The 10,878-nt window shown below is 75.5% G+C and carries 10 protein-coding genes and 1 pseudogene; 3 read left to right on the top strand and 8 right to left on the bottom strand.

Annotated elements, in window-relative coordinates; genetic code table 11:
- Window positions 1-151: 151 nt before the first annotated feature.
- Entirely contained in the window at window positions 152-772 is a 621-nt protein-coding gene (locus ACWENR_RS16045) for an acyl-CoA-like ligand-binding transcription factor (protein WP_452277757.1), read from the top strand.
- A gap of 64 nt (window positions 773-836) precedes the next feature.
- Window positions 837-2,429 (top strand): MDR family MFS transporter, encoded by a 1,593-nt coding sequence (locus ACWENR_RS16050; protein WP_452277758.1) that lies wholly within the window; start codon window positions 837-839, stop codon window positions 2,427-2,429.
- Between the two features lies 1 nt (window position 2,430).
- On the opposite strand, the gene ACWENR_RS16055 is transcribed toward ACWENR_RS16050, so the two are convergent.
- The 7 genes from ACWENR_RS16055 to ACWENR_RS16085 all read right to left on the bottom strand — a co-directional run bounded on the left by ACWENR_RS16055 (window position 2,431) and on the right by ACWENR_RS16085 (window position 9,706).
- On the bottom strand, window positions 2,431-3,336 hold the full coding sequence (locus ACWENR_RS16055) for an STM4011 family radical SAM protein (RefSeq protein ID WP_452277759.1): 906 nt from the start codon (window positions 3,334-3,336) through the stop codon (window positions 2,431-2,433).
- On the bottom strand, window positions 3,333-4,655 hold the full coding sequence (locus tag ACWENR_RS16060) for an STM4012 family radical SAM protein (protein WP_452277760.1): 1,323 nt from the start codon (window positions 4,653-4,655) through the stop codon (window positions 3,333-3,335). Before ACWENR_RS16060 ends, ACWENR_RS16055 begins: the two co-directional genes overlap by 4 nt.
- The gene (locus ACWENR_RS16065) at window positions 4,652-5,455 is read right to left on the bottom strand and encodes an STM4013/SEN3800 family hydrolase (RefSeq protein ID WP_452277761.1); all 804 of its coding nucleotides are present in this window, start codon (window positions 5,453-5,455) and stop codon (window positions 4,652-4,654) included. The genes ACWENR_RS16060 and ACWENR_RS16065 overlap by 4 nt, the downstream gene beginning before the upstream one ends.
- Complete coding sequence (locus tag ACWENR_RS16070) at window positions 5,443-6,546, bottom strand: STM4014 family protein (protein ID WP_452277762.1); 1,104 nt, start codon at window positions 6,544-6,546, stop codon at window positions 5,443-5,445. Before ACWENR_RS16070 ends, ACWENR_RS16065 begins: the two co-directional genes overlap by 13 nt.
- A gap of 1 nt (window position 6,547) precedes the next feature.
- Complete coding sequence (locus tag ACWENR_RS16075) at window positions 6,548-7,495, bottom strand: STM4015 family protein (protein WP_452277763.1); 948 nt, start codon at window positions 7,493-7,495, stop codon at window positions 6,548-6,550.
- A 6-nt stretch (window positions 7,496-7,501) separates the two neighbouring features.
- Window positions 7,502-8,434: an STM4015 family protein gene (locus ACWENR_RS16080; protein ID WP_452277764.1), complete on the bottom strand. Its 933-nt coding sequence runs from the start codon at window positions 8,432-8,434 to the stop codon at window positions 7,502-7,504.
- A 63-nt stretch (window positions 8,435-8,497) separates the two neighbouring features.
- Entirely contained in the window at window positions 8,498-9,706 is a 1,209-nt protein-coding gene (locus tag ACWENR_RS16085; RefSeq protein WP_452277765.1) for an MFS transporter, read from the bottom strand.
- 109 nt (window positions 9,707-9,815) lie between these two features.
- On the opposite strand from ACWENR_RS16085, the gene ACWENR_RS16090 reads away from it, so the two are divergent.
- The gene (locus ACWENR_RS16090) at window positions 9,816-10,691 is read left to right on the top strand and encodes a LysR family transcriptional regulator (RefSeq protein ID WP_452277766.1); all 876 of its coding nucleotides are present in this window, start codon (window positions 9,816-9,818) and stop codon (window positions 10,689-10,691) included.
- Between the two features lie 100 nt (window positions 10,692-10,791).
- Here ACWENR_RS16090 and ACWENR_RS16095 read toward each other — a convergent pair.
- Window positions 10,792-10,878: pseudogene (locus ACWENR_RS16095) on the bottom strand (beta-ketoacyl synthase N-terminal-like domain-containing protein); the annotation flags it as partial.

The raw sequence follows: 10,878 nt of genomic DNA on the forward strand, positions 1-10,878 counted from the left end.
TCCCGAACGGAGCCGGGCCGCTTCGCGTCCCGGACGCCGGCGGGCCGTCTTCCGGCCCGGGTTTCGGTGTGCCGTCCGGCGAGGCAGTGGCCCGCGTCACTTCGCCGGATATTTATTGCAGAAACTGCAAGATCGCTTGTAGCGTCGCCGCGTGCACATCGAGGCGGCCGGACCGGCTCCCGGCCGGCGCGACCGCAAGAAGCGCCTCACCCGGGCCGCGTTGACGGAGGCCGCCCTCCGCCTGGTGGCCGAGCGCGGCCTGGCCCAGGTGACGGTGGAGGAGATCAGCGAGGCGGCCGAGGTCTCCCCGCGGACGTTCTTCAACTACTTCGCCTGCAAGGACGAGGCGCTGGTCGGCGATCACGCGGGCGACGCCGTGCGGCTGGTGGCGCGGCTGGCGGCCGTGCCGCCGCAGGTGCCGGTGCTGACCGCGCTGCGGACCGCGCTCGACGAGGTGATCGACGAGGTGCGGACCGAGCGCGAGCTGTGGCGCCTGCGGATGGAGGTGGTGGCGCGCAATCCGGCGTTGCTGCCCCGGCTGGTCGCCGGCAACGCCGAGGCCGAGCGGGCCATCACCGAGGTCGTCGCGGCGCGGGTCGGGGTCGGGCCCGACCACGGCTACCCGGCGCTGGTCACCGCCGTGACCGGTGCGGCGCTGCGCGTCGCGATGACCCGGTGGGCCACCCGGTCCGACGAACCGGAGCTGGCCGACCTCGTCGACGAGGCGTTCGCCGCGCTCGCCGCGGGTCTGCCGCAACCGGACCCGTCCTGACCCTGCAATCTCCTTCCGGGGAATCGGTCCCCGGCAAGGCCCGTGACCCCGTGAGGAAGCGTCAATGTCCGTCATCGTGCCCGCCAAGACCCCCGAGGTCGGCGCCGGCCGCATGTCCCGCCGAGAGGTGCTCCAGGCGCTCTCCGGCCTGATGGTCGGCATGTTCGTGTCGATCCTCGCCTCCACGGTCGTGGCGAACGCGCTGCCGCGCATCATCGCCGACCTGAACGGCACCCAGACGGTCTACACCTGGATCGTCACCACCGAGCTGCTGGCCATGACGGCGACCGTGCCGCTGTGGGGCAAGATGGCCGACCTCTACAGCAAGAAGCTGCTGATCCAGCTCTCCCTGGGCCTGTTCGTGATCGGCTCGCTGATCGCCGGGCTGACCCCGAACGTCGAGGTGCTGCTGGTCAGCCGCGTCGTGCAGGGCATCGGCGCCGGCGGCATGACCGCCCTGGCCACCATCGTGATGGCGGCCATGATCCCGCCCCGCGAGCTGGGCCGGTACGCCGGCATCTTCGGCGCGGTGTTCGGCGTCGGCACCATCGCCGGCCCGCTGATCGGCGGCGTGCTGGTGGACACCTCCTGGCTCGGCTGGCGCTGGTGCTTCCTGATCGGCGTCCCGTTCACCCTGCTCTCGATCTTCCTGCTCCAGCGCACCCTGCACCTGCCGGTGACCCGCCGCAAGGTGAAGATCGACTGGCTCGGCGCGCTGCTCATCACCTCCGGGGTCTCCACCGTGCTGATCTGGTCGTCGCTGGCCGGCAACAAGTTCGCCTGGGCCTCCTGGTGGACGGTGCTGATGGTCGTCGGCGGACTCCTCCTGCTTGCGCTGGCCGTCTGGGTGGAGTCCCGCGCCGAGGAGCCGATCGTGCCGCTGGACATCTTCCGCAACCGGACGGTCTCGCTGACCACCGTCGCCAGCATCCTGGTCGGCGTGGCGATGTTCGGCGGCACCGTCTTCCTGTCGCAGTACTTCCAGCTCTCGCTGGGCAAGTCGCCGACGGTGGCGGGTCTGATGAGCCTACCGATGATCATGGGCCTGCTGGTCTCGTCGACGGTGGCCGGCCAGCTGATCACCAAGTACGGCCGCTGGAAGCGTTACCTGGTGGCCGGCGCCGCCGTGATGGTCGCCGGCATGCTGCTGCTGGCCACCATCGACGCCGAGACGAGCGCCGTGCTGCTCGGCGTCTACATGGCGGTGCTCGGCATCGGCGTCGGCATGCTCATGCAGAACCTCGTGCTCGCGGCGCAGAACGACGTGCCTGCGCACGAGCTGGGCGCCGCCACCTCCGTGCTGACCTTCTTCCGCAGCATGGGCGGCACGATCGGCGTCAGCGCGCTCGGCGCGGTGCTGGCCAACCGGGTGGCCACGCTCAGCGCGGAGAAGCTCGGCCCGCTGGCCGGCGGCGCTACGGGCGGGGAGGGCTCCACCGAGGTGCCCGACCTGTCGGCCCTGCCCGGGCCGGTGCTCGAGATCATCCAGGACGTGTACGGGACCGCCACCGGCGAGCTGTTCCTGGTGGCCACCCCCTTCGCGGTGCTCGCCCTGGTGGTGGTGCTGTTCATCCGGGAGAAGCCGCTGCACACCCTCAGCGGTGACGAGCGGCGGGCCCGCGAGGAGGCGGCCGGCGTCGTACCCGGCGCACACTGAGTCACCCGCTGGAAGGGGCGGCCCGGCCCGTGCCGGACCGCCCCTCTCCCGTCTGCGCCGCCGGCCAGGCCGCCGGGATCCGCTCCAGCAGCCCGCCGGCGAAGACGTCGCGCAGGCCGAGCGGCTTGAGGTGCACGTACCCGATGTGGCAGTCGCAGACCGCGTTGACGCACGGGCGGGGGCGCAGGGCCGAGCGCCACGAGCCGTCGTACAGGTTGCCGATCGGCTCGGCGACGAAGTGGCAGCGGCGCACCGTGCCGTCGCCGAGCACCGAGATGGCCGTCTCTCCCGCGTGGCACGGCCGGTCGAGCGACACGTGCGGGCGGACGCTGTAGCCGAAGAGCGGATCCAGCCGCGTCCAGGTGGCCTCCTCGGCGGCGTCGTAGCGTCGGCCCTCGGCGGCGTTGACCCACAGGTAGACCTCGGCGGGCAGGGCGTCCCGCAGCGCCCGCGCCTCGGCGAGGTGCTCCGGCAGGCCCACCACCCCCACCGAGTAGCGGATGCCCAGCTCGGTCAGCCGGGCGCAGCGGCGCAGGAAGCGGTCCCGGTCGACCTGGCCGGGGTGGTAGGTCGTCCACAGGGCGGCGGCGCGCGGGTCGGCCTCGGCCAGCCAGTCCACCCGGGCGGCGAGGTTGGTCTGGATGACCACCCGCTCGACGTGCGGCAGGTGCGACAGCGACACCATCGCGTCCCGGTACCAGCGGCGGGTCAGCCCCTCGCCCCACGGGGTGAACAGCACCGACAGCCGTACGTCGGTGGTGGCCGCCACCCAGCCGGCGAAGCGGTCCAGGGCGGCCCGGTCGGCGCGCAGCAGCTCGGGCGGGTCGCGCCGCTTGGCGAAGGGGCAGTACGGGCAGTCGTAGTTGCAGCTCGCCAGCGGGCCCCGGTAGAGGATCGCGAGGTTCACCTCGGCACGTACCCGGTCATCGCGTCGCGGACGCGGGCCGAGGTCAGCCACGGGCCGATCGCGTCGGAGCGGGCCAGCCCGGCCGGGGTCAGCCGCAGCCCGCCGGCGGTGGCCCAGCCCCGGTCGACCAGCCGGCCCAGCTCCGGGAAGTCCTCGCCCGGCGGGCGGCCGAAGCGGGCCCGGTAGGCCGCCGCGTCGACCCCCTCGGCGCGCAGCAGCGACTTGAGCAGCCACCGGCGGCGCTGCTCGGCGCCGTCGAGGGCGAACCCGAACTCCGCGTGCCGGAAGTCGTCCGCCGGACGGGCCAGGTAGTCGTCGAGCACCGCCCGCACCTGCGACACCCCGACCGCGTAGTCGAACGAGTAGTGCAGCGACGTGGTGTAGGAGCGGGCGCCGCAGCCCAGGCCCACCATGCCGTCGTCCTGGCAGCAGTAGTCCGGCCCGTCCGGCACCGGCGCGTCGGCCCGGCGGAACTGCCGCATCGACTCCTGCCGGTAGCCGGCCGCGCCGAGCGTCGCCACCGCCTGCTCGTAGAGGGCGAGCCGTTGGGCGTCCCAGTCCGCGCGGGCGTGCGCCCGCCGCCCGAGCCCGGTCAGCGGGCGCACGTAGAGCGGGTAGAGGTAGAGCTCCTCGGGCCGCCACGCCAGGGCCGCGTCGAGGCTCTGCCGCCAGGTGCCAGCGGTCTGCCCGTCGATGCCGTAGATCAGGTCGACGTTGAGCACGGGAATCCGGGCGTCGCGGATCGCGGCCAGGGCCGCCTCCACCTCCGCGCGCCGCTGCGGGCGGCCGGCGGCGCGGGCCTCGGCGTCGAGGAAGCTCTGCACGCCGATGCTCACCCGGGTGGTGCCGTGCGCGGCGAGCACCGCGAGCCGCTCCGGCGTCGCGGTCGCCGGCGAGGTCTCCACCGACAGCGGTACGCCCGGCAGCCGCGCCCCCATCGCGGTGGCGACGGCGAACAGCTCGGTCAGCTCGTCGGCGGTGAGGTAGGTGGGGGTGCCGCCGCCCAGCGCCGCGCGCGCGTAGCCGGCGTCCGCGCCCAGCGCGTCGGCCACCCGGCCGGCCTGTCGGCGCAACTGCCGCAGGTACGCCGTCACCTGCTCGGCGGGCGCGTTGGCGCGGGTGAACAGGTTGCAGAACCCGCAGCGCATCTCGCAGAACGGCAGGTGGACGTAGAGGAAGAGCGCCTCGCGCGCCTCGGCGCGCCACACGTCGGCCAGCAGCGGCCGGGGCCGCAGCGCCCGGTAGGACGTCTTGTGCGGGTACGCGTACAGGTACTGCTGGTACGGCGAGCCGTCGAGGCCCGTGTCGGTGCTGGTCACCATTCTCCCGGGTGCAGGGTGAAGTGGGCGTACGGGACCGTCCACACCACGTCGTGGCCGATCCGGTGGCCGGTGTGGCCGTCCTCGCCGTACGCGGTGCCGTGGTCGGCGCAGACGATCGCGAACACCGGCCGGCCCCGCCCGGTGAGCAGGGCGAAGAGCCGGTCGATCCGGCCGTCCACGTATTCCAGGGCGGCGGCGTGGCTGGCCAGGTCGTCGGCCCGCGCGCCGGGCAGGTGGTGCCGGTTGGGCTGGTGCAGGGCGGCGACGTTGAGGAACGTGAACAGCGGCCGCTCCGCCGGCACGCGCGGCAGCACCTCGGCCAGCCGGTCGAGCTGGGCGTCCACACAGGTGGGGGAGGTGACCCCGAACTCCGGCTCCCAGTGCGCCTCGGCGAACAGGCCCGGCAGCACCGCCCCGAGCGGGCTGCGCCGGTTGAAGAACCCGACGCCGCCCAGGCAGAGCGTGTGGTAGCCGACGCCGGCGAGCGCCGTGGGCAGGTCGGGGGCGTCGAACACCCACGTGTCGTCGCCGGACGTCTCGCTGCCGGGGAACGCCGCCGCGTACAGCCGCTCGTGCCGGCCCGGGTTGACCGGGGTGGGTAGGAAACCGGCGAAGAACGCGTGGTGCGCGGCGTAGGTGAAGCTGGCGGGGGAGTGCCGGCGCTCCCACCGGCCGCCGGGCAGGGCCCGCGCCAGGTGCGGCGTGCGCCCCCGCTCCGCCAGGTCGGCGGCGACGTCGTAGCGGAGCGTGTCGAGGGTGAGCAGCAGCAGGTCGTGGCTGCCGATCAGGCTCCGCACGCCGCCACCTCCCGCCCGGCGCGCCTGGTCGCCCCCGCCCGCCAGCGTTCCCACCGGCCGTCGGTGAGGGCGCGTACCTGCTCGGCGTAGGTGTCCCGCCCGTCGGCCAGCACGCCGGGCAGCAGGTCGCCGAACGCGTTGACCTCGGCGACCGCGTGCCGCCGCCAGCCGACGAGGAACATCAGGTCGACCCCCACCTGGAGGGTGCGCGGGAAGCACCCCGCGACCCGCTCGCAGGTCTCCATCGCCGCCGCCCACCCCGCCGGCCCGGCGGCGGCCCGCAGCGCGTCGAGATCGCCGCGCGCGTTGCCCAGGTGCAGGTTGGTCAGCGGCCCCCGGGCGGCCCGCACCACGGCGTGGGTGGGCCGCCCGGCGACCACCACCACCCGCAGGTCGACCACCCGGTCGCCGAGCCCCGCCTTGGGCAGCCACCGCTCCACGTGCAGGCCGTCGGGGGCGAGCCGGTCGACGATCGCGGCGACCTCGGCCTCGTCGGTGTAGCGGCGCGGCCGCAGCGAGTTGAACAGCCCGTCGGGGGCGACCTCGACCGTGGTGACCGCCTGCACCCGGTGCCCGGCGACCGCCAGCGCGACCACCCCGGCGGCGGACGAGCCGTGCGCCGGCTTGACGAACACGCGGCTCCAGCCGGCCGCCGCCATCGCCTCCCGCAGCGCCTCCCACCCGCGCACCGGTGGCAGCGCGGCCGGCACCGGCACCCCGGCGGCGGAGAGCCGCGCGTGGCAGCGCCGCTTGTCGCACAGGGCCGCCACGTCCGCCGGGTCGTTGAGCAGCTCCGCGCCGCCGGCGGCGACCCGGCCCAGGCCGGCCACCAGACCCGCGTACGCGTCGGCCAGGCCGACCAGCTCGCCGTGCCGCGCCGGGGCGGCGGCCCGGCGCAGCAGCCGGTCCACCTCCGGGTCCTCCCCGGGCGAGTCGACCCGCACCAGCGCGCCCGGCGCCGGCGGGGCGGCCCCGGTGAGCACGTCGGCCCAGGGCAGCACCGCCGGCCGGGGCAGGCCGGCGGCCAGCGCGGCCCGGGCGAACAGGTCGACCCGACGGTTGCCGGGGTTGCCGACGACGGTCAGCCGCATGTCACTCCGACACCGCCGTGTAGCGGTAGCTCTCGCCGTCGTACTCGTCGGGCTCCCGCGGGTCGGAGACGTCGACCCGGACACCCGGCAGGGCGGCGGCCACCGCGGCGGCCATCTCCTCCGACAGGTAGTGGTGGTGCAGGTCCAGCTCGGTCAGGTGGGTCAGCGACCGCCCGCCGGTCAGGGCCGCCGCGCCCCGGTCGCCGAGCGTGCCCAGGGACAGGTCGAGGCGTTCCAGCCGGGCCGTCACCGGCGCCGACGCCAGCGCCTCGGCGAGGTCGTCGGCGATCTCCGCGTTGCGCAGCCCGAGCCGGCGCAGCGCGGGGAACGGTTTCCCGGCCAGCAGCGGGGCCAGGTCGGCCACCCGGGCGTCGCCGCCGTAGTCGGCGGTGCCGAGCCACAGCTCCAGGTCGGTCAGGGCGGGCAGCTCGGAGTCGAGCACCGCGCCGACGAACGCCGCGGACAGCCCGCCGGTCTCCACGGCCAGTTCCCGCAGCCGGTCGTGCCGGACGGGGGAGAAGGCGAGATCCTCGCCGCCGCGCACGCGCAGCACCTCCAGGGCCGGATACGCCGTCAGCAGTGGGCTGACGTCGCCCACCTTCATCCAGGAGACCTCGCACTCCTCGCTGGTCATGTCACCGAGGAACAGGGCCCGCAGGGCGGGCAGCCGAGGTGCCGCCGCGCAGAGCTGCGCGATCGGGGCGGGGTGGAACGCGGCGTAGCCCCAGGGGCCGACGACCAGGGACTCCACGGACGGCCCGGCCTGCGCGACGAACCGGTCGAACGCGACCCGGAACTCCTCAGAGAGGCCCTCGTCGGCGGCGCCGTCGAAGTGCCAGAGGCCGAACCGCCACGACACCGGGCCGTCCACCGTGGGCAGTGGCCCGTCGTCGGGGACGTCCACCACCGGCCGACCGGCGAACTCGCGGGCGTGCGAGACGAAGGTCATGGCCGCTCACTCCCCGACGGCGGTGTAGCGGTGCAGCGCGCCGCCGTAGGTCTCGGCGGTCTGCGGGTCGGACACGTCGACCCGCACCCCGGGCAGCGCGGCGACCACCGACGCGGCCATCTGCTCGGAGAGGTAGTGGTGGTGCAGGTCGAGCCGCGCCAGGTGGGTGAGCGGCTGGCCGGCCAGCAGCGCCTCCGCGCCCTCGTCGGTCAGCGTGCCCATCGACAGGTCGAGGGTCTCCAGCCGGGGGACGACCGGCGCGGCGGCGACGGCCGTCGCGACCGCGTCGGCGATCTCCGCGTTGCACGGCGCGAGGTGCCGCAGCGCGGGCAGGCCGGCGCCGGAGAGCACACCCGCCAGGTCCTCGACGCTCGCGTCGCCGCCGTAGTCGGACCGGCCGAGCCACAGGTCCAGTCGGTGCAGGGCCGGCAGGTCGCACCCGCCGACGGCGCGGACCACCGCGGCGGGCAGCCCGCCGGACTCGAACCGCAGCTCGCGCAGCCCGGTGTGTCGGACCGGCTCCAGCCGTAGGTCCTGCGCGCCGCGCACCCACAGCACCTCCAGCGCCGGGTACGCCCGCAGCAGCGGGGTGAGGTCGCCGTGCCGGAGCCAGGAGATCTCGCACTGCTCGTAGGTCAGGTCGGCGAGGAAGACCGCCCGCAGCCCGGTCCACTCCCCGGCCGCCTCGACCAGCGGCTCGACGGGCAGGGGCCGTTCGTAGGCCTGGCCCCACTCGCCGATGACCACGGCGCGCACGGCCTCGGCGGGCACCTGCTCGCGCATCGCTCGCAGCAGGCCGGCGAACTCCTCGGGCTCCGCGTCGAAGTCCTCGACCTCCAGCCGCCAGGCGACCGCCGACGGATCGTCGGGGAGTGTCATTCCCGGGGTGAACGGGACGACCGGCAATCCGGCGAACGACGACACCTGCGAGCTGATCACGCCTACCTCCGGTCGACTGGCGCAGCGGCGGCGCGACCGTAACAGGTCCGCCCGACAAGATGATCAGCGACGGCCGACCGGCCGGCGGTCGAGGCGCCGCGCCCGGCCCGATCCGGCCGCGAGGACGGCGAGCCCGACCAGCACCAGCGCCCCGCCGGCCACCGTCGCGGCGGCGGGGCCGGCCGCGTCGACGACCCGACCGCCCAGCAGCGCCCCGCCGGCGATGGCCAGGTTGAACACCGCCACGAAGAGGGCGGTCACCGGCTCGCCGGCCCCCGGCGCGGCCCGCAGCAGCCAGTTCTGGCAGGTGACGGAGACGCCGCCGTACGCGACGCCCCAGGCCAGCATGGCCGTGGCGGCGCCGGGCAGCCCCGCCGCCGCGAGCGGCGGCACCGCGAGCACGGCCGCGCCGAGCGCCGCCGCGACCGCCAGCAACGTGCGGTGCGGGGTGCGGGCGGCGAGCGCGCCGCTGACGAAGGTGCCGGCCACCCCGGCCAGCCCGTACGCGAGCAACAGCGCGCCGACGAGTCCCGCCTCGACGCCGCCGAGCCGCTCCAGCACGGGCCGCACGTACGTGTAGGCGGCGAAGTGCCCGACGACCACGGCCGCGACGGCGACCAGCCCGACCCGCACGAGGCGGTCACCGAGCAGTTCGTGCATCGCCCGCAGGCGCGTCGGCTCCCGTACCGGCATCGCCGGCAGCGTGGCGGCCAGCAGCCAGGTCACCGCCAGCGACAGCCCACCCACGGCCAGGAACGCGGCCCGCCAGCCGACGAGGTCGCCGAGCAGGGCCCCGGCCGGCACGCCCAGCACCGAGGCGACGGCGACGCCGCTGAAGACGATCGACGTGGCGGTGCCGACCGAGCGGGCCGGCACGAGCCGGACGGCGAGCCCGCCGGCCACCGACCAGATGCCGCCGATGCACACGCCGACGAGCAGGCGCAGCGCCACCAGCGGCGCGATGTCAGTGACGGCCGCCGAGGCGACGTTCGCGACGGCCAGCAACGCGCCGAGCGCGACCAGCAGCCGGCGGCGGTCCATGGCCCCGGCCACCAGCGGCACCAGTGGCGCCACGGCCGCCGCGACCAGGCCGGGTACCGTCATGGTCAGCCCGACCGTACCGGGGCTGCTGTCCAGGCTGGCGCCGATCGCGGTGAGCAGCCCGACGGGCAGCATCTCCGTGGTCACCACGGCGAACACGGCGCCGGCCACCGCGCCGACTCCGGTCCAGCGGGTGCGGGCGGCCGAGGCCGCATCGTCGATCTTGGTCATGTTCCTCAGCCTGGTCCGGCCGGGACGGCGGAACAACGGCGAAGTGTTCGTCGGACGATGAGCCTGGCTCATCGATCGGGCGGGCGGCACGACGGGGGAGGGGTGCGGCATGGCCGGCGGGCCGGAGCTACGCGAGCTGGAGTGCTTCCTGGCGCTCGCCGAGGAACTGCACTTCGGCCGCGCCGGTGAGCGGTTGCGGGTGTCGCAGAGCCGCGTCAGTCAGCTCCTCGCCACCCTGGAGCGGCGGATCGGCGGCCGGCTCGTCGACCGCACCAGCCGCCGGGTCGCGCTCACCCCGCTGGGGCGACGGCTGCTCGCCGGGGTGGGGCCCGCGTACGCGGCGCTGCGGCAGGCGGTCGAGGAGACCCGGGACGCCGCCCGGGGCGTGCACGACGTGCTGCGCCTCGGATTCCAGGGGCACGTCGACGCGGGCATCGCCGCCGCCGTCAACGCGTACCAGGCGCCCGGCCGGCGGGTGGACCTGACCGAGCTGCCGCTCAGCGACCCGTTCGGGGCACTTCGGCGCGGCGAGGTGGACGCCGCGATAGTGCTGCTGCCGGTGCGGGAGCCGGGCCTGGCGCTGGTGCGGGTCTTCTCCCGGCAGCAGCAGACCGTCGCCGTGTCCGCGCGGCACCCGTTCGCCGCGCTCCCCGCCGTGGACGCCGAGCGGTTGGCGGGGCTGCCGTTGATCGGCCCGGCCACGCCCGCGCCCGAGTACTGGCGGGCCGAGCAGGCGCCCGCCGTCACGCCCGACGGCAGGTCGATCCCGCCCGGACCGGCGGTGACCACCCTGCAGGAGGGCATCGCGCTCGTCGCGGCCGGTCGCGGCGGGATGCTGGTGTGCCGGCGTACCGCGGGATTCCAGCCCCGCCCGGACGTCGCCTTCGTGCCGGTCACCGGGCTGCCGGAGTCGGCGCTCGGCCTGGTCGTGCGGGCGTCGGGCCCCGACGCGGGGGCCTTCGCCGCCGCCCTGCCCGCCGCGTGACCCGGAAGCCACCGCCTGCCCGCCCGCGCGACCCGGGGAGCACGTTCATCGCGTCGTACGACGTCGACAGCGTGGACACCCGGATCCCGCCGGACGGGCACGAGACCTCCAGCAGCAACCGCTGCTGCGGATCCATGGCCGCCGCCTCGCGGGGCGAGATCCCGAAGAAGCCGGCATCGAACTCGCC

The sequence above is a fragment of the Micromonospora sp. NPDC004336 genome (genome assembly GCF_053602615.1).